General features: G+C 38.3%; 25 protein-coding genes and 1 riboswitch. Of the genes, 10 read left to right on the plus strand and 15 right to left on the minus strand.

Annotated features, from left to right (window positions below):
• Positions 1-21: 21 nt before the first annotated feature.
• The gene (gene recU, locus FAZ25_RS08975) at positions 22-639 is read right to left on the minus strand and encodes a Holliday junction resolvase RecU (protein WP_004903542.1); all 618 of its coding nucleotides are present in this window, start codon (positions 637-639) and stop codon (positions 22-24) included.
• A 212-nt stretch (positions 640-851) separates the two neighbouring features.
• Here recU and FAZ25_RS08980 point away from each other — a divergent pair, with 212 nt between their 5' ends.
• From FAZ25_RS08980 to FAZ25_RS08995, 4 genes are all read left to right on the plus strand, one after another.
• Positions 852-1,526 (plus strand): response regulator transcription factor, encoded by a 675-nt coding sequence (locus FAZ25_RS08980; RefSeq protein ID WP_192269584.1) that lies wholly within the window; start codon positions 852-854, stop codon positions 1,524-1,526.
• Positions 1,523-2,518 carry a HAMP domain-containing sensor histidine kinase gene (locus FAZ25_RS08985; RefSeq protein WP_192269587.1) on the plus strand — a complete coding sequence of 332 codons (996 nt, stop codon included), beginning with the start codon at positions 1,523-1,525 and terminating at the stop codon, positions 2,516-2,518. Before FAZ25_RS08980 ends, FAZ25_RS08985 begins: the two co-directional genes overlap by 4 nt.
• A gap of 78 nt (positions 2,519-2,596) precedes the next feature.
• Positions 2,597-3,361, plus strand: coding sequence for an ABC transporter ATP-binding protein (locus FAZ25_RS08990; protein ID WP_158191849.1), 765 nt, complete (start codon positions 2,597-2,599; stop codon positions 3,359-3,361).
• Complete coding sequence (locus FAZ25_RS08995; RefSeq protein WP_192269590.1) at positions 3,358-5,271, plus strand: FtsX-like permease family protein; 1,914 nt, start codon at positions 3,358-3,360, stop codon at positions 5,269-5,271. The genes FAZ25_RS08990 and FAZ25_RS08995 overlap by 4 nt, the downstream gene beginning before the upstream one ends.
• A 98-nt stretch (positions 5,272-5,369) precedes the next feature.
• Here FAZ25_RS08995 and FAZ25_RS09000 read toward each other — a convergent pair whose 3' ends face one another.
• Positions 5,370-5,852 (minus strand): hypothetical protein, encoded by a 483-nt coding sequence (locus FAZ25_RS09000; protein ID WP_158191851.1) that lies wholly within the window; start codon positions 5,850-5,852, stop codon positions 5,370-5,372.
• A 439-nt stretch (positions 5,853-6,291) separates the two neighbouring features.
• Between FAZ25_RS09000 and FAZ25_RS09005 the strand changes: the two genes are divergently transcribed.
• On the plus strand, positions 6,292-6,738 hold the full coding sequence (locus FAZ25_RS09005; protein ID WP_004904202.1) for a hypothetical protein: 447 nt from the start codon (positions 6,292-6,294) through the stop codon (positions 6,736-6,738).
• Between the two features lie 275 nt (positions 6,739-7,013).
• Complete coding sequence (locus FAZ25_RS09010; RefSeq protein ID WP_004904203.1) at positions 7,014-8,108, plus strand: DNA/RNA non-specific endonuclease; 1,095 nt, start codon at positions 7,014-7,016, stop codon at positions 8,106-8,108.
• A gap of 200 nt (positions 8,109-8,308) precedes the next feature.
• Here the strand turns inward: FAZ25_RS09010 and guaA are convergent, their stop codons facing one another.
• From guaA to leuS, 9 genes are all read right to left on the minus strand, one after another.
• A complete protein-coding gene (gene guaA / locus FAZ25_RS09015; RefSeq protein WP_192269593.1) occupies positions 8,309-9,856 on the minus strand; it encodes a glutamine-hydrolyzing GMP synthase in 1,548 nt (515 codons plus the stop codon).
• Between the two features lie 34 nt (positions 9,857-9,890).
• Complete coding sequence (locus tag FAZ25_RS09020; protein WP_004904205.1) at positions 9,891-10,871, minus strand: IMP dehydrogenase; 981 nt, start codon at positions 10,869-10,871, stop codon at positions 9,891-9,893.
• A gap of 23 nt (positions 10,872-10,894) precedes the next feature.
• The gene (locus tag FAZ25_RS09025) at positions 10,895-12,067 is read right to left on the minus strand and encodes an IMP dehydrogenase (RefSeq protein ID WP_004908133.1); all 1,173 of its coding nucleotides are present in this window, start codon (positions 12,065-12,067) and stop codon (positions 10,895-10,897) included.
• Positions 12,068-12,266: 199 nt separating this feature from the next.
• Positions 12,267-12,363: riboswitch (purine riboswitch) on the minus strand.
• Positions 12,364-12,463: 100 nt separating this feature from the next.
• Complete coding sequence (gene htpX, locus FAZ25_RS09030) at positions 12,464-13,354, minus strand: zinc metalloprotease HtpX (RefSeq protein ID WP_004900296.1); 891 nt, start codon at positions 13,352-13,354, stop codon at positions 12,464-12,466.
• Positions 13,354-13,902, minus strand: coding sequence for a LemA family protein (locus FAZ25_RS09035; RefSeq protein ID WP_004900299.1), 549 nt, complete (start codon positions 13,900-13,902; stop codon positions 13,354-13,356). Before FAZ25_RS09035 ends, htpX begins: the two co-directional genes overlap by 1 nt.
• 79 nt (positions 13,903-13,981) lie before the next feature.
• Entirely contained in the window at positions 13,982-14,899 is a 918-nt protein-coding gene (locus tag FAZ25_RS09040; protein WP_004908131.1) for a hypothetical protein, read from the minus strand.
• A 4-nt stretch (positions 14,900-14,903) separates the two neighbouring features.
• Positions 14,904-15,731 (minus strand): hypothetical protein, encoded by an 828-nt coding sequence (locus tag FAZ25_RS09045; protein ID WP_004904209.1) that lies wholly within the window; start codon positions 15,729-15,731, stop codon positions 14,904-14,906.
• Positions 15,732-15,854: 123 nt separating this feature from the next.
• Entirely contained in the window at positions 15,855-17,819 is a 1,965-nt protein-coding gene (locus FAZ25_RS09050; RefSeq protein WP_040190019.1) for a polysaccharide biosynthesis protein, read from the minus strand.
• A gap of 74 nt (positions 17,820-17,893) precedes the next feature.
• A complete protein-coding gene (gene leuS / locus FAZ25_RS09055; protein WP_004908127.1) occupies positions 17,894-20,305 on the minus strand; it encodes a leucine--tRNA ligase in 2,412 nt (803 codons plus the stop codon).
• A gap of 344 nt (positions 20,306-20,649) precedes the next feature.
• Here leuS and FAZ25_RS09060 point away from each other — a divergent pair, with 344 nt between their 5' ends.
• Genes FAZ25_RS09060 through FAZ25_RS09070 form a run of 3 tightly spaced genes read left to right on the plus strand, consistent with a single transcriptional unit; the run spans position 20,650 to position 22,597 of the window.
• Positions 20,650-21,288: a phosphatase PAP2 family protein gene (locus tag FAZ25_RS09060; protein ID WP_192269596.1), complete on the plus strand. Its 639-nt coding sequence runs from the start codon at positions 20,650-20,652 to the stop codon at positions 21,286-21,288.
• Positions 21,272-21,793, plus strand: coding sequence for an SAM-dependent methyltransferase (locus tag FAZ25_RS09065; RefSeq protein WP_192269599.1), 522 nt, complete (start codon positions 21,272-21,274; stop codon positions 21,791-21,793). The genes FAZ25_RS09060 and FAZ25_RS09065 overlap by 17 nt, the downstream gene beginning before the upstream one ends.
• A gap of 15 nt (positions 21,794-21,808) precedes the next feature.
• The gene (locus tag FAZ25_RS09070) at positions 21,809-22,597 is read left to right on the plus strand and encodes a peptidylprolyl isomerase (RefSeq protein ID WP_192269601.1); all 789 of its coding nucleotides are present in this window, start codon (positions 21,809-21,811) and stop codon (positions 22,595-22,597) included.
• Positions 22,598-22,636: 39 nt separating this feature from the next.
• Here the strand turns inward: FAZ25_RS09070 and FAZ25_RS09075 are convergent, their stop codons facing one another.
• From FAZ25_RS09075 to FAZ25_RS09085, 3 genes are all read right to left on the minus strand, one after another.
• Positions 22,637-23,074, minus strand: a complete 438-nt coding sequence (locus tag FAZ25_RS09075) for a universal stress protein (RefSeq protein ID WP_004900325.1) — start codon at positions 23,072-23,074, stop codon at positions 22,637-22,639.
• A gap of 107 nt (positions 23,075-23,181) precedes the next feature.
• Positions 23,182-23,886: a ribose-5-phosphate isomerase RpiA gene (rpiA, locus tag FAZ25_RS09080; protein ID WP_004900328.1), complete on the minus strand. Its 705-nt coding sequence runs from the start codon at positions 23,884-23,886 to the stop codon at positions 23,182-23,184.
• 72 nt (positions 23,887-23,958) lie between these two features.
• Positions 23,959-24,693: an amino acid ABC transporter ATP-binding protein gene (locus FAZ25_RS09085; protein ID WP_004900331.1), complete on the minus strand. Its 735-nt coding sequence runs from the start codon at positions 24,691-24,693 to the stop codon at positions 23,959-23,961.
• Positions 24,694-24,833: 140 nt separating this feature from the next.
• On the opposite strand from FAZ25_RS09085, the gene FAZ25_RS09090 reads away from it, so the two are divergent.
• Entirely contained in the window at positions 24,834-24,977 is a 144-nt protein-coding gene (locus FAZ25_RS09090; protein ID WP_186737716.1) for a hypothetical protein, read from the plus strand.
• A gap of 87 nt (positions 24,978-25,064) precedes the next feature.
• Here FAZ25_RS09090 and tuf read toward each other — a convergent pair whose 3' ends face one another.
• On the minus strand, positions 25,065-26,252 hold the full coding sequence (tuf, locus tag FAZ25_RS09095; RefSeq protein WP_004900335.1) for an elongation factor Tu: 1,188 nt from the start codon (positions 26,250-26,252) through the stop codon (positions 25,065-25,067).
• Positions 26,253-26,332 lie beyond the last annotated feature (80 nt).

Below are 26,332 nucleotides of genomic sequence, written 5' to 3' on the forward strand. Positions count from 1 at the left end.
TGACGACATACTCCTAAATAATTAGTTAAGGTTCTCAAAATATTGATCGACAGCTTTTAGATAATCTAAACTTGGATTCAGACTTTCTGGCACACGATAGCCTTCAGCAATGATATCTTGGTAAGCGATTGACTGTTTACCACGTAACTTCTCCCATTGCCTAATCAGTGCTTGTGCTGGGTAAATATAGGATTCATCTAAACTGGTAAATTTGATAATCACAAAGCCAACCCCATTTTGAGACAATACATTGGCTAAATGCACAATTTGATGTTCGTGGAAATTTTTGAGTGGGAAAGAAGTTTTATTTTTTGTTTCTTTTGCGTCAAAGTCAATATATCTACCTTGATAGACACCATTGTAATCCGTTGTTGACGCTTGCTTAAAGTAAGCTTCAGTAATTTTTGCTGCTGAGCGCGCTGGATAATCAACTTTAACAATCGTAATGGGTGTCGGTTTCTTATGTATCACCGCTAGATGATTGGCGAGATAATAATCATTAGCTAGATTAATCTCGTCTTCTAGACCCATACCTCGTTTGCCAAATGTTAACGCTTTTTTAGTTGTTTTGCCCGTACGCATTGTATTTTTTGCTTGCGCAGTTCGTCGTCGTGTGCCGGCCGGATAATTAATTGCCATTAATCCCCTCAACGTTAAATTAAACTATATATTTTCTATTTTACCATAAAAGGGAAAATGACAAACTAGTTTTTTCGACGCTTTATTATGCGACACAATAACAGCCTGTGACTTTCCAGCCGGCGCAACTATGCTAAAATAATCATTGATAACTACGTGCTGGTCATCTTGAAAACATCATTTGAACAGCACAATAGATTGGAGTATCAACCATGCAAAAAGTTTATATTATTGAAGATGATGAAGGCATCACCCAACAAATGAGACAAGCACTTGAAAAATGGCATTTTGCCGTGTCTAGTGTAGCCGATTTTGAGGCAATTGATACTGAAGTTAAACAGTGCCAGCCAAACATTATCGTCATGGATATTACCCTACCTTACTTTGATGGCTTCTTCTGGACGCAAAAAATTCGTACCTTTTCACAGGTACCTATTATTTTTGTTTCTGCAGCTAGCTTAGATCCTAATGCTATCAGGGCAATAGCCATTGGTGCCGACGATTACTTAACTAAACCTTTTTCAACAGCGGTTTTTATTTCTAAAATTCAAGCAATTTTACGACGCATAGGTCAATATGATGACTTCAATGATACAATTACATGTGGCAACTATAGTTTAAGTATTGTGACAAATATCCTGCAAACCCCAACAAATTTTATCAAACTGACTGCAACAGAAAGTATCATTTTGAGATTATTAATGCTTAATCCAAACCAGACTATTTCCAAAGAAAAGATCATCAAGCGTATTTGGCAAAATGGTGATTTTACAGATGAAAACATTCTAAATGTTAATATCAGTCGTCTTCGTGATAAACTAACGCAAGTTGGGCTAAAAAATAGGCTTACCACTGAATACGGGAAAGGTTATAAATTTATCTCATGAGCACTGTCAAACTTTATGCCAAAATCAGCATATCTGAATGGCCTATCATCTTAGCCTATAGCCTATTGATGCTACTGTTAAGCTTTTTAGGCTATCTTTATAAAATTGATTTAGTTATCATAATCGACCTTATACGTTATTCTATCATTCCTCTTTTGATTATCGTTAGCACACGAATCTATCAAAAAATCATTGATACAAAGCAGGTTCAGAAAGCAATCATTGAACAGAAAGCCACAAATATCAAAATGCACGGGTTCTATGGTCACTTATACGCCAAGACCCTAACAACTTTTATGAACAAAGCACAAGCTGATAACCGACAACTCATAGAAGCGTTCAAAGAACGTCAAGATTACTTGACTTTATGGAGTCACGAAATGAAGACCCCTTTAACTACCTTAACCTTAGCAGCTGAAAATAATACCGTTGTACCAAGTGATTTGGTTAGCGAAAAAGCTGACCTACTGACATATCATATTGAGCAACTCTTAACGATTGATCGTTTGGCTGATTTTAACAAAGACCTTTATTTCGAGTACATATCTCTGTCTACTTGTGTTACCGATGTTGTTAAACAAAATACCTCTTATTTTTTATCCCACAAAGTAGTACCTATAATTACCCTACCAGAAGTTATGGTGTTATCTGACCAAAAATGGTTGTGTGTCATGCTAACACAACTGATTAGTAATGCAATTAAATATTCACCTCAAAATAGTCGAATTGCGTTAACTTTTGACGACCACACTTTATGGATTAAAGATTTTGGCGTTGGCATCTCGCAAAGCGACCTACCTCGTATTTTTGACCAAGGTTTTACCGGGACAAATGGCCGTCTTAATAATGAAGCCACAGGTATGGGACTTTATATCGTGCAAAGAATTGCTGCTATATTAGATATTCAAGTCACTATCCAATCATATCAACAAAAGGGAACCAGTGTTGCGGTTCAATTCAATCCTAAAAAATTAAAATATAACAAACTGTAAGTATTCTCTCGCTTTTGTAACTACAACCAATCGCAAATCTTCTTTATACTCAGGGTATCAATAAAAGGAGTTTTGATTATGAGTTTATTAAATTTAAAACATATTAAAAAGGTTTTTACCGAGGGAAATACTAATCAGGTTGTTGCCCTCAGAGATATTGATCTTTCAGTTGAGAAAGGTGAGTTTGTAGCTATCATGGGTGAGTCTGGCGCCGGTAAGTCAACGCTACTCAATATTATTGCTACACTTGATCAGCCTACTAGTGGCACAATAACGCTTAATCAAACTGACCTTAGTCATCTATCAGAAAAAGACTCGTCCCAGTTTCGCAGAGAACATTTGGGTTTCGTCTTTCAAAGCTTTAATTTACTGGATACATTTAATAATCGTGATAATATTTTTTTGCCTCTGGTTTTATCAAAAGCCAAACATGAATTCATGATAGAACGTATCAAACCATTATCCAAAGCTTTAGGTATTGATAACCTATTAGATCGTCAGCCATCTGAAATTTCCGGTGGACAAAAACAGCGTATTGCGATTGCCCGAGCATTAATTACACAGCCGGATTTATTATTAGCCGATGAACCGACAGGCGCTTTGGATTCCGGTAATAGCGAAAAAATCTTGCAATTATTTAATCACATTAATCAAAGTGGACAAACAATTCTAATGGTGACACACAGTGCTGAGGCGGCAAGCTATGCTCAACGCACATTATTTATTAAAGATGGCATCATTTACAATGAACTCTATCGTGGTAATCAAAACCGCAGTCACTACCTCGAACAAATCATCAACAGTCTAGCTGCTTTACAAAGTAGAGAGGTGACTAGCCAATGATTCAATTTAAGCTCGCCTATCATCATCTTGTTAAGAATAAAAATCAAAGCCTACCCTTTATTTTCTCCAATACCATTTGGGTAGCTGTTGTTTATATCTTTTTAGCAATGTTATATGATACTAACCTGAAAAATATTTCTTTTGGTGCGATAGCTGTTGCGCTTATGCAACTTGGCCTTGGCTTTGTCATATTAGTTTCAGGTTTAGCCATTATTTATGCTGAACAAACCTTAAGTAAACAACGTACTAAAGAACTTGGGTTGTACAGTATGCTTGGTTTAAACAAGCACAACTTACGGCAAGTCATCGGCATTGAAAATTTACTTTTTTATGCCATCAGTACAGGTCTTGGACTAATTATTGGTATTACCTTTTCCAAACTTTCTGTAATGAGTTTACGTGTGCTGCTTAATTTTGAACATCTTCATCAAACACTCACCATAAAACCTATTGCTATCGCTGCTATCATTTTTGCCATTATTTTCTTATTACTGACGCTATACGATTTTTGGGGGCTACGCCACATTAATCCTATTACACTATGGCATAAATCTTCTAAAGCGGAAACAGTACCGAAAGGACATACATTTTTAGCAATCACTGGCTTAATCGTGCTCATCATGGGTTATTATATTTCTATTTCATCCCGAGCATCACTCTCGGCATTTTTGCAGATGATGGTCGCTATTATACTTGTCGTGGTTGGTACCTATTTGATTTTTATCATTGGAAGTATTGTGTTTCTAAAGCTATTAAAGCAGAATGAAAATTACTATTATAATCCTAAAAATTTTATTGCTGTCGCCAACATGCTTTTTCGAATGAAGCAAAACGGTGCTGGCCTAGCAACAATCAGTCTTTTGTGTACCGCCACCTTAGTATCAATTATCGCCTCTGTCTCACTTGTCGCCGGCCAAAATAATCTACTCAATTTGTGGAGTCAAAAAGATATTCAAATCGTTTCTAGGTCACCAATTAACCTTGTCCAGAATGAACAGATAACACAATTTGCTAGCAAAACAAATATAAGCCTTCAATCGCGGCGCCAAATGACTGTGACGATGCCAACAAACGGTGAACTGAAAAATAACTATTTTAAAGCCAATAATTCTTTAAAAACTGAAGTGGCGATATCGTCGCTGGACTTACAACAATATAATCACATAGAAGGCACACATTATCATCTGGCTGATGACGAAATTCTCTTGTACAGTCCAGACAACACTTATCAAGGCAAGGAGATTATAATTCATGGTCACAAATACAAAGTTAAACCAGTGACATCATTTAACACTTCTTTTGTATACAACCATAGCACCTATAAACCAATTTTTATTATCGCTAAATCACAAGCGATCGCACAAAAAATTAATCCCACACCTGTACTTTACGTCACCAGTTTTAACACTGTTGGAACTAAATCGGCTTGTAAACAATTTGGTGAAAAACTTCCTAATCTGCTCAACGCCGATCCTGCCAGCATCACGTCACGCTTTGTCATTAAAGATTTGTTTGGTTCACTGTTTGGTGGTTTCTTATTTATTGGTGTGCTCATTAGTTTAGTGATGATTTGCGCGACCGCTATGATTATTTACTACAAACAAGTTTCTGAGGGTTATTCAGACAAGGCAAACTATGCGATTATGCGGCAATTAGGTCTTAGTCAACAGGAAACAAGAAAAGCAATTAATAGCCAAGTACTTACTGTTTTTCTCTTACCAATTGTTGGTGCTGTCATCAATTTAGCTTTTGCACTACCTGTACTCAAAAATGTTTTATCGGTTTTTTCAATGTATAATATTAATATTTTGATAAGTGTTAGTTTCATTTGCATTGCCCTACTCATCATCATTTATATGTTAATATATTGGGCTACAACAGTAGTCTATAAACAAATTATTGCTTCATAACAAAAAAACATCGTGTTAACAGGTATGCGTTAGCACGATGCTTTTTATAACATTAAATGGACTATGACACTTATAACCCGAAACGCATGCCAGATTATTTACTTGGTTTGCGCCACAGCTTGATCAGACTTATTCTTTAAATTTTGCGCATCTTGCAGTGCCTGCAAGAGATTATCTTCTGAATGTTTTTTATCATCTAATTGTTTATTTAAATCACTAATTTTGCTATTCAATTGATCTATCTCTTGTTGCTTTGCAGCGACTTTTTGATTGCCTTCGTCAATTTTTTGCTGAATCTCCTTTTTCAGGGCTTCTTCTTCATTGTTTTTCTGGTTGACTAAGTCCTGATATTGCTGTTGTTGGCTCTTTAACTGATTTTTCAAATCAGCCAGTTCTTGTTGATTTTGAGAAGCCTCCCCTTTTAAGCTATTAATACGATTAACTAATTTATCAATATTATCAGCAGTGGCTTGCATGTTTTGATGGCCAACTGTCCAATCAATTGCTGCTTTAACACCAATGACTGAGCTAAAAAACGCAATCACTACTATTGATGCAACAATTATTTTTTTGAAACGCATTATTCTTCTCCATACTACTTATCTTACTGTTAATGACAACGACAACTAATATTTTCTATTTACGACATAATAACCACCTACCTTTTTGATATATGCCCACAGCCATGGCTTTATCGTCAGGGTCGCGATAGTAACAGGTCTAGACGCAACTTTTGATTTTTTAAATAAATTCATCAAACATTACGTCTGTTATTATATTAACGTCAATTAATATATTTTCGATTAAAATAGTATTTTTTAAATAAAAAAACATGTACTTAAATGCCTTATTTAATAATCCGTCAGTAGTTTGGCCTCAGTCATTAGCATCAGCGCACACTTTATTCTGGTTTCAATATACGATACAATGGGAACGTTACTAATAATAATAAAAGCAGTCGTATGTTTAATTTTTTGTTAAATGTTAAACAGCACAAAAAACTTTTTAAGGAAAATAACAATGAAAAAAATTATATTAGTTGTCGTCGTTATAGTAGCAATTATCACTGTTCTAATCATGACATCTAAAACAGATACCTCTTCTAGTACCCAGTCTTTTGCAAGTCAAAAATTACAAACCACAACTGAAGCACAGGACGATAAAGTGATACTAAATAAAGTTTCCGTTGATCTCAAACAAACTTCTGATACAATGTTAAATGATTTCAATGCGTCGTTAAAAAACGCTCCTCAAGATATTGAAGGGCGAAAAAAAATGACAGAAACGCATGTTCAAAAATTACAAGATATGGCCAAGAATGGCTTAAGTCAGTTAGATAAAGTACGGTCTGAAAAAGGTAAAAATAATCAGAATTATAATGATTACGCTACCCAGATTAAGAATTTATATTCCGAAAAAAGCAAAACATTAATTGATGCTTATAACAATTCAATTAAAACACAATAACCTAAAAGCAAGCTTATCTGGGCTTGCTTTTTTATATGCCTACCCCACTGTTTTAAGATATATTATGGCCAAAGATGGCTAGTTGATTGTTCTTTTTCGATAATTAAGTGTATATTTAATTCATAAGTGTTATAAAACTTAATTAATAGTTAGGACACTGGGGAGAAACATGACATTCTATACGGAACAACTATAAAAACAATTAGTCAGCATTTGATGTCTTACACTACGTTGAACGTGCCAAGCAAACACGATAAAAGGTTTGGGAGAAGATTATGTTTAAAATACTCAGAAAAGCACTGTTAGTACTGGCCATATCGAGTCTCGCTGGCCTAGCATCTGCTGATACAATTTCAGCAGATAACAGTTACAGAGACACTAGTTTAACGAATCCAGATCAACATCCCCTTAACTTTAATCACTCAAAACAACTGGTACTAAAAGACAAAGACAACCATCAACGTGCTACTGATGCGCATATTCAACTATCTTATTCAGAAAAGCCATCGGCAAAACGCGCAGCACGTCTCGAGTATAATCCTGTTGGTTGGCATAACTATCGTTTTAAGTACGAAAAAAGTAACGGTAAAATTAGTAAAGCTTGGTTATTCAATCGCGGTCACCTTGTTGGTTATCAATTTAGTGGTTTAAACGATGAGGCGCGTAACCTAGTTCCTGAAACTGCTTATTTAAATGCTGGTGCGCTGAAAAGTACTAATGCTTCTAATAAGAAAAGCATGCTTTACTATGAGAACCATCTAGCTACTTGGCTTAAGGCAAACAAGGGTTATCGCCTTGATTATCAGGTTACACCATTGTATAGAAATGACGAACTTTTACCACGTCAAATTCGTTTAGCCTATGTTGGTTACAAAGAAAGTGGTAAAAAAGTAACGATTAACCTGCATTCTTATCGTGAAGAAAAAGGCAATGATGAAACAACAGTTGTTTATCTTGATAATGACAGTCCAAATGCCATTATTAGTTATTCAACAGGCACCGCACGTAATACACTAAACAAAGAAAAAACGCTTAAAGAAGAAAAAGAGGCCGCTGATAAAGCTAGTTCAGAAGCAGTCGCCTCTGCCGAAAAGGCTTCACATGAAGCAAGTGAGTCATTATCACGTGAATTAGCTCATTCAGAGTCCCGTGCAAAAGAAGCAGCCGATACAGCAGTACAACAACAAGCACAAACTTATGTTACGCCTGATCCATCACCATCCTCAGCCGCAGATGGCAACATTAATAATACCGGTGCCTACAAGTGGGCCATTCAAGATGGCTTTAACTGGCAAACAAGAAAAGGACATTCAACGCGAATTGCACCTGGTGGTGCACTGCCTGCTGGCTACCACTGGCAAGTTCAGTAACTTTAAACATACACTATTACAATAAATATTAAACAATACTTATTTTTAAAATAGAAAGTATCTCTTAAATTTTTGAAATTAACATTTTGCTAGGCAAAATAAAAAGAGCAAGCACAAAGTAGGCTTGCTCTTTTTATTTATCGGCTGAAAAAACTATAACTGATATAATGCACTAATGATCATTATACCCTTAGCATTGCTTATTCCCACTCAACAGTTGCTGGTGGCTTAGCCGTAATGTCGTAGACGACACGATTAATGTGTCCAACTTCATTGACAATACGTGCTGAAATCTTTTGCAGCAATGGCCAAGGTAATTGGGCAAAATCAGCTGTCATACCGTCAACAGAAGTGATGGCACGAATGGCAATTGTATAATCATACGTACGATAATCGCCCATTACACCAACAGAGCGAACACCTGTCAAGACAGTAAAATACTGCCAAACATCGCCTTCAAGACCTGCTTTTGCAATTTCATCACGCAAAATCCAATCAGAATCACGGACGATTTCTAGCTTATCTTCGGTAATATCACCTAAAATTCGAATACCTAAGCCAGGACCTGGGAATGGCTGACGCCAAACCATTTCGTGTGGCATATTCAATGCTTCACCCAACTCACGAACTTCGTCTTTAAAGAGTGTGTTCAATGGTTCAATCAACTTAAACTGCATATCTTCTGGCAATCCACCAACATTATGATGAGACTTAATTGTTTGTGCCGTATCCGTACCAGACTCGATAACATCGGTATAAAGTGTTCCTTGTGCTAAGAAATCGATATCTTTTAACTTAGTTGCTTCATCGTTGAAGACTTCAATAAATTCATTACCAATGATTTTACGTTTTTGTTCCGGATCTGTGACACCAGCTAATTTTGAAAGGAAACGATCTTGTGCATCGACTTTAATGATATTCAAACCAAATTGGTCGCCCATCATTGTCATGACTTGTTCTGCCTCGTTTTTGCGCAGCAGACCATGATCTACAAAGATGGAAGTTAATTGATTACCAATGGCTTTATGTAATAGTACACCAACAACTGATGAATCAACACCACCTGATAAGCCCAACAAAACTTTTTTATCACCCACAGTTTCGCGAATTCGGGCAATTTGTTCATCAATGAATCCACTCATGTCCCAATTTGCTTCTGCTTGTGCAATATCTAATACAAAGTTTTGGAGAATTTGCTTACCGTGTTCAGATAGTGTCGTTTCAGCGTGAAACTGGACACCATATAAGCGTCGCTCATCATTAGCAATTGCCGCAATTGGTGTTTTGTCTGATCCACCAGCAACAACAAAACCTTCTGGTAAGGAAACAACATTGTCTGAATGACTCATCAACACAGTTTGTGATTCGGGCGTATGCGCAAATAAACGACCAGCTGACTCTGTTTTCTTTAGAACGGTTTGGCCAAATTCACCATTACCAGGATTAGCTTCGACCTGACCACCAAGGTTTTGAGCCATCAATTGCATGCCGTAGCAAACACCCAGTACAGGAATACCTAATTCAAAGATACCATTATCAATCGCGAAAGCATCGGGTTCATACACTGACTTTGGCCCACCAGATAAGACAATTGCTTTAGGATTATATGCTTTAACTTCCTCAGCAGTCATATGACGCGACTTCAATTCTGAAAAAACACCCATCTCACGAATGCGGCGGGTAATTAATTGGTTATATTGGCTACCGTAGTCTAAAACTAGGACCTTATCGGCATTTACTTCAGCCATTTGGTTACTCTCCCTTTTTGATCTAATGTTATCATCACTTAGCGTAGTTTGGTGCAATTTTTGTAATTTCGACATCGTGTGGATGTGATTCTCTCAAACCATTATCTGTGATTTGCACGAATTGTGCGCCCAGCTTTAAATCCAAAATAGTAGATGATCCTGTGTAACCCATACCAGCACGTAAGCCACCATCTGCTTGAAAGATTGCATCATCAATTGACATGTCACCACCAACAAATGTGCCATCAGCTTCAAGGACTTCACCCTTGAGTAAATCAGTAACCAAAATAGCATCAGCACCAGCAGAAATCGCTTTAACTACATCTCCTGAATAATGGACACCACCTGAGGCAATAACCGTCTTATCAAACTCTGAGGCTACTTCTGCAATTGCCATTGTTGTTGTTAAGAATGGGTACAATGCATTATTTGGCAATGGTGAGTTCACTGAACGCCCAGCAATCACTGCATCAACACCATCTTGATACAAAGCACCAGCAATACCCTGGTCTTCCACCGCACCAACTGCTAAGAAAGTTTTTGGAAAGGCTTTACGAACAGCTTTGACAATAGCATTTGTTTCTTGATTTAAGTCATCTTGCAAATAGAAGAAAATAGCATCAGCACCAGCGGCCACAAGTTTATCCACACGTGCCTGTGCACCTGTAGTCAACCAAACTTCGGCTGCTACACGGACACGACCTTTATCGTCAACAAACGCATTAGGATATTTCTCATTGTCTACTTCTGTTGCTTTAGCAGCAGAGATCACAGCCATTTGTGCTGCAATATCTTCTTGTTCGGCTACCACACCTAAGCCACCATTTAAAGCAGTTGCCACAACACGATTATCTGTTGCTGTACCGTTGGCTTCTGAAACTAATGGCATGTTCAAAACAAAGCCATCTGCCAATCGTGTTGCCAAAGATACTGTGTGAGGGAGCACATTCGAAGCTCCTGGAACTAATAATACTTGGTCATAACCCAAGCCTTTGTTTTCATTATTTTCAGACATATTTTTTCTCCGTGATACAAACATTAAAATGTTGGCATTGTATAAGACTTTTTGACATGTGCTACTTCCGCTTCATAGTCAATCACACTGATATCACGTGTCATACGACCATTTTTTGATAAGTCAGCAACTGAGCTTTCGTCCATCTTAGCCATTTCTTCACGGATAGCGGTCATCATCTTGGCTAATACATCTGCCAAAGCCCCCTTGTAAGCGACGCGGGCTTCGATACCTTCTGGTACCATTTTTTTAGCTTCATTGACTTCCCCTTGGAAGTAACGGTCTTTAGAACCAGCTTCCATTGCAGCAATTGACCCCATGCCACGGTATGTTTTGTATCGCTTACCATTGTCTTCAAAAACGTCACCTGGTGTTTCTTCTGTACCAGAGAACATTGAACCGAGCATAACCGCATTTCCCCCAGCAGCTAATGCCTTTGTAATGTCTTTTGCAGTTTTAGCACCACCATCAGCGATAATAGCTTTACCACGGCGTGCCCCTTCTTCAGCTGCATCACGCACAGCAGAAAGTTGTGGCACACCAATCCCTGCAACAACACGTGTTGTGCAAATTGAACCAGGTCCAATACCAATTTTAACCACATCTGCACCGGCATCATACAAAGCAGCAGCGCCTGAAGTTGTCGCAATATTACCAGCAATAATGTTCAAAGTTGGGAACGCGTCACGCACCTCGGAAACTTTACGCAATACACCTTCTGAATGACCATGAGCAGAGTCAAGTACAATCGCATCAACACCGACAGCAGCCATGGCTTCGACACGTTTTACCGTATCAGAAGTCACGCCTACCGCACCGGCAACTAAAAGACGTCCTTGATTATCTGTTGCAGCATTAGGATAAATATCTGAGTCAAAAGTAGCTGTTTTCACACGCTTCACTTCATCAGCCTGCTCGGCAATAGTCATGTTCTTATGAATAACACCAAGACCACCCAATTTAGCCAATTCTGTCGCAAAACGTGCTTCTGTGACAGTGTCCATGGCCGCTGAAATTAATGGTAATTTCAGCTTCAATGTCGGTGTCAACACAGTGCTAACATCTATGTCAGCTGACTTAACTGTTGCGTTTTGATCATAAACTAACTTCATATCATCAAACGTCAAGCCCATCTTAGCAAACTTATTGCGTGAGCTGAACTTAGGCTTTTCATCGTCTAAGAAAAATTTTTGCATGAGATCCTCCAGATTTAAATGTCATCAGTAAATTGTGCAATGATTTACTGATTCTGACTTATCATGTTAGGCCTTTTTGTTAACACAATTGTTAACGGATCCGCCGAGTATATTTTAGAATGAAACTAAACACATTTTATTGACAGTAAAAAAGCATTCGGGACACGACAGATCCACAAATGCTTCAACGACAAAAATATATCGGTTCACATTTGCGGATAGTCACGACTTTTGGGGCGTGGTAGAAACTGCTGGCCATTTCCCAGCGATATATCTGCAAACAAAAGATTTAGTTGTTGATATCACTTTACAGGTTTTTATGAGAAAAATCAACCCTAGAAAAAAGCAATTAATTGCTTCACAAATAAAAAACACCTAGTCATTAACTAGATGTTCTTACATTTTTTCTAACCTTGCAATTCGTTCTTCAATCGGTGGGTGTGTATCAAATAAGCGCGCCTTTTTCTTTAGTGGGTCGCTAATATATAATGCTGCCGATGATTCATCTACATGTGACATTGGTGGTGCAGAATTCAACTTACGTAAAGCAGCAATTAATTCTTGTGGATTACGTGTCAACGCTACACTACCAGCATCAGCTAAATATTCACGATTCCGTGAGATAGCCATTTGAATAACAGCCGCTACTAGAGGTGCAAAAATCATGACTACTAACGATAATATAAAAACCAATAGTTGCCCACCACCGCCACTATCGCGATTATCACGATCACGGCTACCCGAACCGAAAAGCCACCAATTACTGCCTAAATTAATCAAAAACGATATGGCAGCTGTTAGTGCCAAGGCAATTGTCGATATGCGGATATCATAGTTCCGGACATGACTGATTTCATGACCAATAACGCCTTCTAATTCATTTCGGTTCATTAAGGCGATTAATCCTGTTGTTGCAGCAACAGCAGCATTCTTGGGATTATTACCAGTTGCAAACGCGTTTGGACTCTCATCTTCAATAATAAAAACCCGCGGCATAGGTACTTGCGCAACCATTGCCATATCCTCAACTGTGTGCCAGAGCTCTGGTGCTTGATCAGCTGAAGTGACTTCTGTGCCATGGTTCATTGCCATAACAACATCTGTTGCGTTACTAATCATAATGACTGCATAAATTACACCAACAAGTAGAGCACCAATAATACCAGTCACTAAAGATTTTAGAAGTAAATAACCGACCGCAGCCCCTACAATACCAACCAGCGCCAAAAAACCAATTAATAAGAAAACCGTTCGACGTTTATTAGATTGTATCTGCTCGTATAACATTAAAACTTAACCGTAGGTACTTCTTTTTCTGTTTCAGGTACAGCAATAAACTCACTTGGTTCAAAGTGATGAATGCCCGCAATAACGTTACTTGGAAAGGTCTGAAGCTTGGCATTATAGCTAGCTGTTGTTGTATTAAACAACTGACGAGAATAGGCAATCTTATTTTCGGTGTTAGTCAACTCTTCTTGCAATTTGGTAAAGTTGTTGCTAGCTTTTAGTTCTGGATAAGCTTCTGCCACAGCAAACAAGTGCGTCAAGGCACCAGATAACTGATCAGACGCTACCATAGTATCAGCTGGTCCTTGCGCATTGTTAACTTTTGTACGCGCATCTGTGACAGCTTGCAATGTTGACTTCTCAAAGTCTGCATAACCCTTCACGGTATTTACTAAGTTTGGAATCAAATCATTTCGACGTTTGAGTTGTACATCTATTTGACTCCAAGACTCTTTTGTGTGCATCCGTGACTTAACCAAGCCGTTATATACACTAATCCAAATAATTGCAACAATGGCAATTACTGCAATGATAATCAGAAATGTCATGAGCGTTCCCCTTTTAAATTAGCATTTGCTAATATTTTTTTGTTAATACTATAACATAATAATCATCTCATATATTGGCTTATTCCACAAATACTTCGCGCTTATCTTTCAAACCAACTTGGTCAATATGCGCGATGTACCATTGGTAAAAGAAAGGTAGTTGCTGTAGTAGTGTAAAAATTGTGACCTGTTGATTATCATCAACAATGGCATAAACCCATTGTTGATGCCCTGAGTCATTGAATACTTGTGTTAATCTGATAGCAATTTCTCCAACAGCAATTTCCACCCCAATTTGTTGGCCTTGCGCTCGCTTTAACACAAATTGCTGCTTGGCTGCTGTGACAAATAAACTATCTAAAACAACCGACGGCAACTCTCTTTCAATCATCACCAAATCTCGTTGATGTTGGGCAGCAAGTCCTGGTAAATCAATGCTAAACTGTTCTGACGCTAGCTGCTCAGCAATAGCTATGAGGCGTTTTTGAAAAATCGCTAATGCTTGGACCCCGGCTAACTGTACAGCTTCTGTTTGCACTAACTTAGCAAACTGTTGTGTGTCTAAATAAAAACGCTTATGTACAATATCCCAATATAATACCCGCAATTCTTGTGCTGTTTCTTCCAAATAAAAACCACCTGACGCTAAAGGCGCCGGTACGAATTTGAAAGCCGCATTTGGCCATTCATCAAAATGTAACTCAGCCGATTTTTGTCCCCTTGGCAAAACAGTTTCAGTATTTGATAGTGAGGCAGTTTCGGCCAGACGTGCAAAGGCTACCGTCACCCAATGCGTACTTGGAAACCAATAATCATTTGCAATTCGTAACATCGTTGATTCATGGATATCAAAAGCCAATATTTTCTCAACAACTTCTAATAAATCTGCCGTCTCATCAACATCGCCCAAAGTAGCAATTAAAATTTGCCAACGATTAAAGAGCGTCAAATCTTGTTTTAATCTTTCACTGTAAACCTGTGTATCAAAATCTACCATATCATTACCCTTTTTTGAGGTTATCTAAGTAAACATCATGTAATTGTGATATCGCTGCCACAAATGCTGCCACGTTTGAATATTGCGACAAAATTGCCTGCAACTCTAACTGTCTCAAGGCGTCATCTTTTTCGTAAGCTAATAATTCATTTTCTTGATCAACTAATTTACGTTCAACTTCTGGTATGCGCTTCTGAGTCGCCTCTAATAATTCGCGCTTTTTTTCTAAAGCTTCACGTGTATTTTTGTCATTACGATTAAATAAGCCTGACTTGTTGGCTGACAATTCTGTAAGCTGATCTTTGACAACTTGTAACTCTAACGTTCGTTTTGTATTATCTGCTAAGAACGCTTTTAGTCCTTTAATATTTTCGTTGATTTCTTGAACTTTACTTTCATTAATACTTTGGCCCTCTGACAACTTTTCGGTTGCCTGAAGTTCGGTTATCATTTGCTTTTCCAAAGACAGTGTTATCGACAAAATGTTTAACGTGCCTAATTGCCGATGGTGCCACCAATCACCTAAAAAAACGTCATAAGTATCGCTAATCGTGCTTGAAGGCGTAAGCGATAAAAAGGGTAACTTTTCAGCAAAAAAGTGCATTAATTCTGGTGCTAGAAAATCAGTTAGCTCGGCTGTTAAATCAGACACAATTAAAGGTAACTGTTGTCCAGATGACAGCGAATCATTATTTGTTGCTAATAGTTCATAAACTTCAGCAACATGTTGCTTTGTAATGGCCAATTGTAATTGCCCTAAGTATAAGATTTTATTATCAATACGGTTAAGCAAATCTGGTTGTAAGGTTGTTTGTGTTTCTTGATTTGTCATCACGATACCTCCATTCGGTACAAAACTTAATCTTAGCATACACCAAGTAGATGGTTAAAAATAGCCTGTTAATATTTTTTTATGACTTCGTCGAGAGAAAATAAAAAACGATAATTATCACAATTATCGTTTTGGACGTAAGATTGCTGGGATACGATTAATGCGCGAACCTAATAGTTCATCGCCAAACCCCATACGTAAGTATAGTAAACAAACAACGGCACCACCAACACCTGCACTAATTAATGCTGTTAGGGTTACTGATAATTTGCTGTCTAATGGGAATATGAACTGACTCATCACAACAACAATGAGATAAGCGATAACTGCCATCACAACCGCACCAATAAATAGCTGCCAAAGTTCATCCGCAATATCACTTAGAGACACTTGATAGGCTGTTTTCAAATAACTAAGCATAAACGCAATAGCAATTACCATGCCAATGACGCTTGACATCAAAGCGCCCATCCCTTCAAAATAACGAATAAACGGCACTTGCAAAGCAACTTTAACTAATAATCCAAAAACAAACGCTTTTATTACAATAGACACTTCGGACAGTGCTTGCAAAATAAAGGAAAGTAACATAAACAGGCTAAAGACAACGGCCAAAACTGTCGAATATTGTAAAAGATATATGCCTTCTTGATTAGACACGTCAATAGGATAAAACATTTTATATAGTGGGCCAGCGATAGCAAACATACCTAATGCACTGGGAAGCATCACCAATGCAAATAATTTAATCACCTGTCGTAATTGTATTTGAATATCTTCACGCGTAAGTGTGGCTTTACTACCAGATAACATTGGTAATGCTGTGGCTGCAATGCTAGTAGAAAACGGCACAATAATCATAATTAGCTTATTCGGATTGGCACTAAACAATGCAAACTCCACCTGTAGCTGTTCATTAGTATAAGCAAAAAAATGATTCATAATATCAAAGTACGTATACTGATCAACAAGTTGAAATAAAGTAATTGCTGAACCGATAATAATAAAAGGCCATGATTCTTTCAAAATACTAAAAATTAACCCCCATGTCGAAGCCGCTTCATGCGGTTGGGTTGTATCGAGTGGCTGAGATAAAATACGATGATATCTCAACCATCCCCATATCAAGACCATCATACTGAAAATAGCCCCGATAAACGCGGCAAACGTTGATTGCACAACCACACCACTCCAGTTTCCTGGGTTAATTTTTAAAATTGCTACAGCCGTAACCAGCATGTAAATCACACGAGCAATTTGCTCAACAACTTGTGATAGTGCTGAAATACTCATCAACTGGTACCCTTGAAAAATACCTCGAATCATTGACATTAATGGAAAAATAGCGACAGCAGGAGCTAGAGAACGTAGCACTGGCACAAAGTTGCTATTACCCTTAGATAACCAGGGACTCAAAATATAAATGGCTCCGCCAAATACAATTCCTAGTATCACGCCAAGCAATAATGATTGTCGTGTGAGTTGACGTGATTGGTAAACATCATGTCTTGCGTTATATTCTGCAACTAACTTAGATATTGCTGCTGGAACACCAAACGTTGCGATTGCCAAAAACATCGCATAAATATTATAACCTTGCCCAAATAAGGCATTAGCACGATTGGAATTAGATCCTAATAAGGCCATCCAAGGTACGATATATACTGCCCCCAAAATACGTGATAACATATTGCCTGCTGATAACCAAGCAGAACCTTTAACGAGCGTAGCCTGACTTGCATCTTGGCTACTTTCTTCTCTTTTTGGTGTTTGATTGGCAGCAATTGTCTCAATTTCAGCAGCAAATGGATCTGGCGTTTGAATTTTATTCAAGTTTGGTTTTTTAGCTATAATCCGTTGCCGAGATTGTTGGTTTTGGGCTTGAATAGCTGCAATCTCAGACACCGATTGCCTTGGTATGTCACGCGCTTGTATACGTTGTGATTGAGGTTGAACTTGCTTTTGTTGTGCACGTTGACGTGCACGTGCCAGTATTTCGTCAGCACTTAATATTTGACCATCCACATTAATTTTATCAACATGTTGACCGCGTATATTCTGATCTTCGGGACGTTGTTCATCCGTCATTTGTTTACTCCTCTTAAACTATTATGTACGCTGACTATACTTAGTCAGCCTATTTTTATCACACAATAACTTTATTAACTAACAACAATATTGACAAACTTACCAGGAATAGCAATAACCTTACGAACGGTCTTACCCGTAATGAAGTTTTGTACATTATCATCAGCTTTAGCTGCAGTAATCATGTCATCTTGATTAATATCACGCGCGACGGTCGCTTTACCACGAACTTTACCATTAACCTGAAAAATAATTTCAACTGTATCATCAACCAACTTTGTGTCATCGTACGTTGGCCAAGAGACGTATGAAATTGATTCACGATTGCCTAAGCGAACCCAAAGTTCTTCTGCTAAGTGAGGGGCAAATGGTGCCAATAATTGGATAAAGCCATTCATATAAGTCACAGGTAAGGCATCAGACTTATACGCGTCATTAACAAAAACCATCATTTGTGAAATTGCTGTATTAAAGCGCATATTTTCTAAATCATCTGTCACTTTTTTAACTGTCTGATGATAAATTTTATCCAAATCACCAGGATTAACAGTTGTCACATGATCGCGTAACTGCCCTTCATCGTCAATTAACAATCGCCAAACACGATCTAACCAGCGACGAGAACCGGTAATGCCTTCTTCAGACCAAGGCTTACTTTGTGTCAAAGGTCCCATGAACATCTCGTAAACACGTAGCGTGTCAGCACCATATTCACGGACAATATCATCTGGATTGACAACATTTCCCTTTGATTTTGACATTTTTTCGTGGTTAGCACCCAAAATCATTCCTTGGTTCACTAACTTTTGGAATGGTTCTTTAGTTGGTACAACGCCCAAATCATATAAGAATTTATGCCAGAAGCGAGCGTACAATAAGTGTAACACAGCATGTTCAGCACCACCAACGTATAAGTCAACATTCATCCAATACTTCAATTTTTCAGGGTCTGCTAGTTGGTGATCATTATGTGGATCAATATAACGTAAGAAGTACCAGGATGAGCCTGCCCACTGAGGCATTGTATTTGTTTCACGACGACCTTTAACGCCATCGTCACGTGTCACTTCTAACCAATCGGTTAAGTTAGCTAGTGGTGACTCCCCACTACCTGATGGTCGTAATTCTGTGGCATGTGGCAACAAAAGTGGTAACTCATTTTCTGGTACTAAGCTTGTTGTCCCATCTTCCCAATGAATGACAGGAATCGGTTCGCCCCAGTAACGCTGACGAGAAAAAATCCAATCACGTAGTCTAAAGTTGGTTTGTGCATGTCCAGCTTGATGTGCTTCTAACCAGTCAATCGCTTGATCGATAGCGGTCGCTTTGTCCAAGCCGTCTAGGAAATCAGAATTGATGTGTACCCCATCGCCAGTATATGCAACATCATCATTCTCGCCACCAGCAATCACAGGCTTAATCGCCAAATCAAACTTTTTTGCAAACTCAAAATCGCGGTCATCATGCGCTGGAACGGCCATGATTGCACCTGTGCCATACGAAGCTAAAACATAATCGGCAATCCAAATTGGCAATTTTTCACCATTGATTGGATTGATACCATAAGCACCTGTAAAGACACCTGTTTTATCCTTGTTCAAATCTGTACGTTCAAGATCTGATTTAGCAGCAATCGCTGCACGATAATCTGCAACAGCTTGTTTTTGCTCTGCTGTGACAATACTGTCAACTAGTTCATGTTCAGGAGCCAAAACCATATACGTAGCGCCAAATAAGGTATCTGGTCTCGTTGTGTAAACTTCAATTTTAGCATCTGCGTGATCAACATTAAAGAACACTGCAGCACCCTTGGAACGGCCAATCCAATTACGTTGCTGTTCCTTAATCGCTTCTGGCCAATCCAAATCATCTAAGTCATCAACTAATCGGTCAGCATAGGCTGTGATTTTCAGTACCCATTGTCGCAAGGCTTTTCGCTCAACCTTATTTCCAGAACGTTCTGACTTACCATCAATCACTTCTTCATTAGCCAAGACAACACGGTCAATTGGATCCCAATTGACCATCATGTTAGACTCGTATGCTAGACCTTTTTCATATAATTTTTCAAAAATCCACTGAGTCCACTTATAATAAGATGGATCTGTCGTATTTATCTCACGATTCCAATCGTATGAGAGGCCCAATGATTTTATTTGCTCACGAAAATGATCAATATTTTGACTCGTAAAGTCAGCTGGATTATGCCCTGTTTTCATTGCATACTGTTCTGCTGGCAAGCCAAAAGCATCCCATCCCATAGGGTGTAAGACATTAAATCCCTTAGCTCGCTTAAAACGGCTCATAATGTCTGTTGCTGTATAACCTTCTGGATGGCCAACATGTAAGCCCTGTCCTGACGGATAAGGAAACATGTCAACAGCATAATACTTTGGCTTATCAGTTGTATCAGAGGTAGCAAAAGTTTGATTATCATCCCAAAACTTTTGCCACTTTTGTTCAATTTGTTGATGTTCGTATGGCATATTTTTTCATACAGCAATTTACTAGAATCACTGCATATCCTCCTTAAAATAATTAAAGTAAAAACGAAAAATCACCCTATATCACACTAAAAAGCATGACATAGGGCGAATTAATCGCGGTACCACCTATGTTTACGTATTGCTACGCCTCAAAACGTCTTAACGCGACGATACGTTGAAAGTTACTAAAGTTTCGCTTTCAAGGTGATTTAACCGAGTTCAACATGTTGTTCGGTAAACTTTCACCACCGCTTACTCTCTAACACACCACGCCATGTCTACTACTGTTAAATATAATGCTCTAATTATATCACGTTTAATCAAAATCAGGTATACTGTATGTTATGATTATAAAGCAAAAAACACAGATTATATTTGCGCTAATTACTTTTAGCATTTTTCTCTGTCTAACGATTGGCTTGGTATCACAAGCTTTGTGGTTCGAACAGCTCAATAGTATCGGTCAACATTTAATACAACAACGATCGCCATTAGCAGATATTATTCTAATCAATATTACGCAACTTGGTAGTGTCACATTTATTGGATTAAGCACGTTAATCTTGATTATTTTCTTAAGTTATAAGAAAGCTTACCCTGCATTGCAGTTTTTACTGGTCAATATTTTTTTATATGCAGGGTTAACGACACAAATAACCAAACGTATTATTCGCAACCCACGTCCAATGCCACAGTTAATTCCAGAGCACGGCTTTAGTTTTCCTTCTGGACACACGATGGTTGCTATTTTATTCTATGGTACATTAATCGTGCTAACCAAGCGTTATGTGTCAAAAAGTTGGTTGCAACTAACAGCAATTACTATTTTCACCTTGCTACTCTTTGTCATCCCAATCAGTCGTATCTATGTCAATGTACATTACCCGACTGACATTATTGCTGCACTGTCGTTAGGCTATAGTTTACTCACTCTTTCAAAATATCTATTTTTAACAGGAGATTCCTATGATACCATCAATTGAGACACTCGCACACCAACTCATTGAACAAACTGTAAAAGTTGGCGATATTGTGATTGACGGGACGACTGCCAATGGCATTAATACGCGTTTTCTAGCGACAAGGGTCGGCAAGTCTGGCAAAGTATTAAGTTACACGGCGACAAAAGATAATGCAAATGCAACAGCTGCCTCACTATTTATGAGTGGCTTGTCTGAACGCGTCACTTTGCTCGGTAAAACGCTAGATCGTTATTTTTTACAAGAAATTGGCTCACAGAGTCAAGCAAGTATTGGTATTTTTGACTACTCAGATGATGCACAAAATAAGAATCAATATCCTAATGACTACACTGATCAAATCAATCGTGTGTTGCCACGACTCAAACATGGTGGCCTTATGCTCATTAAATTTCAAGACATACCTACCGACTGGCTAGCCTATCTTGATACACTAATCAAAGCTGACTATACGCAAGCAACCTACCGAACTAAAAAAGGGACCCTATTTATTATTGAACGTATTTAATCATTAGGAGGCAACATGAATAAAGAAAAACAATATGTGACGATTGCTGCAATGGTCACGATACTTGTGGGACTAGTCATCGCTATTTTCCTGCTAACATCTCAAAAAAATAGTGGTTCATCCAACGATACGGCTAAGCAACAAACCTCTCAAGTAAAAAGGGATCCCAAGCTTGATCAGATGACATTGCCACAACTTAATACGACTATTGCTGGTGACGAGAGCGAAGTGAGACTTGTTACCACTGCCGGTGACATCACACTTAAGCTATTTAATCGCTATGCGCCGCTTGCAGTTGAGAATTTTATTAGTCATGCTAAAGCAGGTTATTACAACAACACAACGTTTCATCGCGTACTTGCAGATTTCATGATCCAAGGTGGCGATCCACAAGGAACTGGTAAAGGTGGTGAATCAATCTGGCATAACAAAGATAAAAATATCGATAGTGGCCAAGGTTTTAAAAATGAAATCAGCTCTTCTTTATACAATATCCGTGGCGCATTATCTATGGCTAACGCTGGTCCCAACACTAATGGTTCTCAATTCTTTATTAACCAAAATAAACAAGACCAATCTCAAAAACTTAATAAAAATCAATATCCAAAAAAAATTGTAGCGGCCTACAAAAATGGTGGTAATCCCTCTTTAGATGGTAGCTATACCGTGTTTGGCCAAGTCATATCTGGCATGGCTGTCGTTGACAACATTGCCTCAGCCAAGGTCAAATCCGAGGGCGAGGGCTCTACGCCTATTGATCCCATTAAAATCAAAAATATTGTTATTCTAAAAGAAGCGAAATAAAAAGCAGTGATTAATCACTGCTTTTTACTTTACTTAAAATTATGATTCACTCACGCGCATAATCAAAACATCTGTGCGCGATGCTTGGGTTACAAAGGAAGGCACCGTGCCCGCCATAACGCGTTGCAATGGGCTCAAGCCTGTTTCCCCAACGACAATCAAATCGCTCTTATGATCTTTAGGAAAATCACGGGCAATAACTTGTTTTGGTGTTCCAAAACGTACGTGGACATCAACGTCATTGTGCCCAATTTGGTGAGCATACTCGTAAGATTTATTAATAACTACCTCAGCATCCTGCTCCATCTGATAAATAATATCGGCGTTCATAACAATGGTACCAAAGTAACCACCTGATGTGTCTACTACATTTAAAATATCAATGTGCGCATCGGGTGCGAATTCATGCACTTTCTTGATGAGAACATTTGATACATCTGAACCATCAATTGCAACTAAAATATTCTTGTATGCCATAATCTCTTACTATGCTGCGCCTATCACGCGACATGCTCCTTTGTTTATTTCTTTACAAGTTCATTATACCGCTTATGGATAAAAAATGTAAGCGCTTTAGTCCATTGTTACATTTTTTTCTGTAAATCAGTGCGTCGTAAGTAACTAACGCCCTGTTGTGACCCAACAATGACTTCATCGGCAATATCTAAAAATAAACCATGCTCAACAACACCAATCCGTCCGTCTAGATATCGGCTTAACTCGTAGGGCTGATCAATAACTTGTAAATCCAGGTCAACAATATAATGCCCCATATCAGTCACAACTGGTTGACCATCTGCTCCTGTACGCAATTTTGGATACAAATGATGTTGTTCAAATTCAGTAATCAATTTACCACTTCCAAATGGCACAACTTCAACAGGTAACGGAAACTGACCTAACTTATCATGTACTTTAAGACTATCAACAATCCAAACCACACGTTTAGAATTCTTCGCTACAATTTTTTCCATTAAAAACGCCGCGCCACCACCTTTAATACCATTCAGTTCTGTATCAACTTCATCTGCGCCATCTATTGTTAAATCAATCATGGGTGCACTGTCGATATCTTGTATTTGAATGCCTAATTCTTTGGCACGATCAGCTGTTTTAAAAGAGGTCGTTACACCAATAATATTTAGCTTCTCATGTTGTACACGCTCAGCTAAGGCATCTAAAAAGAAGGCAATTGTCGACCCTGTTCCCAGGCCAACTGTCATACCATCTTTGACTAACTTTGAAGCAGCAATAGCCGCCTTTTTTTTTGCCACTAATATATTGTCCATGTGCCTATCATAACAGAAATAAAAAAAGATTGATAGTAATCGTATGTGACACACGATTACCACCAATCACTATTATAAGACTTTCTTCAAAAATTCCTGTGCACGCTGAGTTTGTGGTTGACTAAAGAACTTTTCTGGTGTGGCAACTTCTTGTAGTCCGCCATCTGCCATGAACCAAATTGTGTCTGCCACTTCACGAGCAAAGCCCATTTCATGTGTGACGACTAACATTGTCATACCAGCCTCAGCTAAAGATTTCATAACATTAAGTACTTCACCAACCATTTCAGGATCCAATGCACTTGTTGGTTCATCGAACAGCATCACGTCTGGCGACATGGCTAACGCTCTTGCAATGGCCACACGTTGCTGTTGTCCGCCAGAAAGACTTGTTGGATAAACATAATATTTATCAGATAATCCAACCTGAGTTAACAACTGTTTGGCTAATTGTGTTGCTGCGTCATCTGCCAAACCTTTCACTTTCATCGGCGCCAATTTAACGTTTTCTAAAACAGATAAATTTGGAAATAAATTAAAGCTTTGGAATACCATACCCATTTTTTCGCGCAGCTGATTTAGTGCATTTTCACCTAAATTAGTGAGTTCACTACCTTCAAAGGTAATTTGACCACTCGTTGGTGAATCTAATAAATTAACAGCACGTAAAAAGGTAGATTTACCGGCCCCTGACGGCCCTAAAATTGCAATCACTTCACCTTGTTTAACTGTTGCATTAACATTATCAAAAACAATTTTGTCACCGTATTGTTTCTTTAAATTGGCTATAGTTAATAAATTGTCCATATTAATTACTCCCTTTGGTCTCTAAGTAATAGTATACATGAATGCAGTTTATATGCATTAAATATACTTTTTATAACTGAATAATTGTATATTATTGCATAAAAAGTAGCGTATACTTAACTCACACGGAGGTATATAAGATGGCAAAAATTATAAATAATGAGACATCTGTCACACAGTCGATTGATGATTTATTTCAGCTACCCGCTGATCAAAAAGAAAAAAGTAATTCTTCTCGCGATGCGATGCTTGGTCGTGAGAACAACAAAGATCAAAAAAAATAAAGAAAACTATTACTTTACCATACTTGGAGATGTTAAAGTGATAGTTTTTTTAACAAAAAAACACGCTTACGCGTGTTTTCAAAATAATTAGTCTTCGATTTCAGTAACTGTTCCGGCACCAACAGTGTGGCCACCTTCACGAACAGTAAACTTCAAGCCTTGTTCGATAGCAACAGGTGAAATCAATTCGATTTCGAATGTTACTTGGTCACCAGGCATAACCATTTCTACACCAGCTGGCAATTCAACAACACCTGTAACGTCAGTTGTGTGGAAGTAGAATTGTGGACGGTAGTTAGTAAAGAATGGTGTGTGACGTCCGCCTTCTTCCTTAGAAAGGACATAAACTTCAGCCTTGAACTTCTTGTGTGTCTTGATTGAACCTGGCTTTGCCAAAACTTGGCCACGTTCGATTTCGTTACGGTCAACACCACGCAACAATGCACCGATGTTATCACCAGCTTGTGCTTCGTCAAGTGTCTTACGGAACATTTCAATTCCTGTAACAGTCGTTTTCTTGATTTCGTCTTTCAAACCAACGATTTCAATTTCTGTACCAGTAGTCAATACACCACGGTCAACACGACCAGAAGCAACTGTACCACGACCAGTGATTGTAAATACGTCTTCGACAGGCATCAAGAAAGGCTTGTCAGTTTCACGCTTTGGTTCTGGAATGTATGAATCAACAGTATCCATCAATTCTTCGATAACCTTAACTTGTTCAGGGTCACCTTCAAGGGCCTTCAAAGCTGAACCCTTAATTACAGGAATATCATCGCCTGGGAAGTCATATTCTGACAACAATTCGCGAACTTCCATTTCAACCAATTCAACTAATTCTTCATCATCAACCAAATCAGTCTTGTTCAAGAATACAACAAGATATTCAACACCAACTTGACGTGCCAACAAAATGTGTTCACGTGTCTGTGGCATAGGACCATCAGTTGCAGCAACAACCAAGATAGCACCGTCCATTTGAGCGGCACCAGTGATCATGTTCTTAACGTAATCGGCGTGACCAGGGGCATCGATATGAGCATAGTGACGTGTTTCTGTTTCGTATTCGATGTGTGAAGTGTTAATCGTGATACCACGTTCTTTTTCTTCAGGCGCGTTATCGATTTCAGCAAAATCAGTAGCTGTGATACCTTGCTTTTCAGCCAATACCTTTGAGATTGCGGCTGTCAAAGTCGTCTTTCCGTGATCGACGTGTCCAATAGTACCAATGTTAACGTGGGGCTTAGTGCGAACGTAAGTTTCCTTAGCCAATGTAGTTTCCTCCAAAATTCATTTATCAGTATTCTGAAAAATGTTTATAAATATATTTTACAACGCAAGCCGTCAAAAGA

Source organism: Leuconostoc sp. LN180020 (assembly GCF_014844115.1).
GTDB classification, from domain to species: domain Bacteria; phylum Bacillota; class Bacilli; order Lactobacillales; family Lactobacillaceae; genus Leuconostoc; species Leuconostoc citreum.

Bases quoted from the DNA above. Each gene is read 5' to 3' on its own strand.
- FAZ25_RS09000 (WP_158191851.1), bottom strand. From the start codon at position 5,852: ATGCGTTTCAAAAAAATAATTGTTGCATCAATAGTAGTGATTGCGTTT.
- FAZ25_RS09050 (WP_040190019.1), bottom strand. From the start codon at position 17,819: ATGACGGATGAACAACGTCCCGAAGATCAGAATATACGCGGTCAACAT.
- FAZ25_RS08985 (WP_192269587.1), top strand. From the start codon at position 1,523: ATGAGCACTGTCAAACTTTATGCCAAAATCAGCATATCTGAATGGCCT.
- FAZ25_RS09085 (WP_004900331.1), bottom strand. From the start codon at position 24,693: ATGGACAATTTATTAACTATAGCCAATTTAAAGAAACAATACGGTGAC.
- FAZ25_RS09070 (WP_192269601.1), top strand. From the start codon at position 21,809: ATGAATAAAGAAAAACAATATGTGACGATTGCTGCAATGGTCACGATA.
- FAZ25_RS09065 (WP_192269599.1), top strand. From the start codon at position 21,272: ATGATACCATCAATTGAGACACTCGCACACCAACTCATTGAACAAACT.
- FAZ25_RS09075 (WP_004900325.1), bottom strand. From the start codon at position 23,074: ATGGCATACAAGAATATTTTAGTTGCAATTGATGGTTCAGATGTATCA.
- leuS (WP_004908127.1), bottom strand. From the start codon at position 20,305: ATGCCATACGAACATCAACAAATTGAACAAAAGTGGCAAAAGTTTTGG.
- FAZ25_RS09090 (WP_186737716.1), top strand. From the start codon at position 24,834: ATGGCAAAAATTATAAATAATGAGACATCTGTCACACAGTCGATTGAT.
- FAZ25_RS08990 (WP_158191849.1), top strand. From the start codon at position 2,597: ATGAGTTTATTAAATTTAAAACATATTAAAAAGGTTTTTACCGAGGGA.
- FAZ25_RS09035 (WP_004900299.1), bottom strand. From the start codon at position 13,902: ATGACATTTCTGATTATCATTGCAGTAATTGCCATTGTTGCAATTATT.
- FAZ25_RS09060 (WP_192269596.1), top strand. From the start codon at position 20,650: ATGATTATAAAGCAAAAAACACAGATTATATTTGCGCTAATTACTTTT.
- guaA (WP_192269593.1), bottom strand. From the start codon at position 9,856: ATGGCTGAAGTAAATGCCGATAAGGTCCTAGTTTTAGACTACGGTAGC.
- FAZ25_RS09020 (WP_004904205.1), bottom strand. From the start codon at position 10,871: ATGTCTGAAAATAATGAAAACAAAGGCTTGGGTTATGACCAAGTATTA.
- FAZ25_RS08995 (WP_192269590.1), top strand. From the start codon at position 3,358: ATGATTCAATTTAAGCTCGCCTATCATCATCTTGTTAAGAATAAAAAT.
- recU (WP_004903542.1), bottom strand. From the start codon at position 639: ATGGCAATTAATTATCCGGCCGGCACACGACGACGAACTGCGCAAGCA.
- FAZ25_RS09010 (WP_004904203.1), top strand. From the start codon at position 7,014: ATGTTTAAAATACTCAGAAAAGCACTGTTAGTACTGGCCATATCGAGT.
- FAZ25_RS09040 (WP_004908131.1), bottom strand. From the start codon at position 14,899: ATGGTAGATTTTGATACACAGGTTTACAGTGAAAGATTAAAACAAGAT.
- rpiA (WP_004900328.1), bottom strand. From the start codon at position 23,886: ATGGACAATATATTAGTGGCAAAAAAAAAGGCGGCTATTGCTGCTTCA.
- FAZ25_RS09025 (WP_004908133.1), bottom strand. From the start codon at position 12,067: ATGCAAAAATTTTTCTTAGACGATGAAAAGCCTAAGTTCAGCTCACGC.
- FAZ25_RS09005 (WP_004904202.1), top strand. From the start codon at position 6,292: ATGAAAAAAATTATATTAGTTGTCGTCGTTATAGTAGCAATTATCACT.
- htpX (WP_004900296.1), bottom strand. From the start codon at position 13,354: ATGTTATACGAGCAGATACAATCTAATAAACGTCGAACGGTTTTCTTA.
- FAZ25_RS08980 (WP_192269584.1), top strand. From the start codon at position 852: ATGCAAAAAGTTTATATTATTGAAGATGATGAAGGCATCACCCAACAA.
- FAZ25_RS09045 (WP_004904209.1), bottom strand. From the start codon at position 15,731: ATGACAAATCAAGAAACACAAACAACCTTACAACCAGATTTGCTTAAC.